1 protein-coding gene and 1 pseudogene are annotated in these 472 nt (G+C 62.9%); one reads left to right on the top strand and one right to left on the bottom strand.

Annotated features, from left to right (window positions below; all coding sequences use genetic code 11):
* Positions 1–14 precede the first annotated feature (14 nt).
* A complete protein-coding gene (locus CCN51_RS29175; RefSeq protein WP_425444781.1) occupies positions 15–179 on the bottom strand; it encodes a LuxR C-terminal-related transcriptional regulator in 165 nt (54 codons plus the stop codon).
* 10 nt (positions 180–189) lie between these two features.
* Between CCN51_RS29175 and CCN51_RS29170 the strand changes: the two are divergent.
* Positions 190–384: pseudogene (locus CCN51_RS29170) on the top strand (response regulator transcription factor); the annotation flags it as partial.
* Positions 385–472: the final 88 nt, after the last annotated feature.

Raw genomic sequence — 472 nt, 5'->3', positions numbered from 1 at the left:
GCGCTGGCGAAGAGCTAGGGCTTGTTGAGGTAGGCCAGGACGGCCCGGACACGGCGATTGTTGTTGTCGTCGTCTGTGATGCCGAGTTTGCCGAAGATCGAGGTGGTGTGTTTGCTGGTGTAGCTTTCGCTGAGGAAGAGCCGTTGAGCGATTGGCTGGTTGGACAGCCCCTGGGCCATGAGGCTGCGCACGGAGTGTTCGCGTTCCGTGCTCAGCCTCATGGCCGAGGGGCTGTCCAACCAGGCCATCGCCCAGCGGCTCTTCCTCAGCGAAAGCGCCATCAGCAAACACACCACCTCGATCTTCGGCAAACTCGGCATCACCGACGACGACAACAACAATCGCCGTGTCCGGGCCGTCCTGGCCTACCTCAACAAGCCCTAGCTCTTCGCGAGCGCTTCGCGGCGGATCCACCGGAGCAGGGTGGGGTTCTCGACGGTGGTGATCACGCTGACGGTCGTGCGGAGGTGGC

Source organism: Streptomyces milbemycinicus (assembly GCF_002154605.1).
Lineage (GTDB): Bacteria > Actinomycetota > Actinomycetes > Streptomycetales > Streptomycetaceae > Streptomyces > Streptomyces milbemycinicus.
This window is presented reverse-complemented; position numbering and strand designations above follow the sequence as displayed.

Bases quoted from the DNA above. Each gene is read 5' to 3' on its own strand.
- CCN51_RS29175 (WP_425444781.1), bottom strand. From the start codon at position 179: ATGGCCCAGGGGCTGTCCAACCAGCCAATCGCTCAACGGCTCTTCCTC.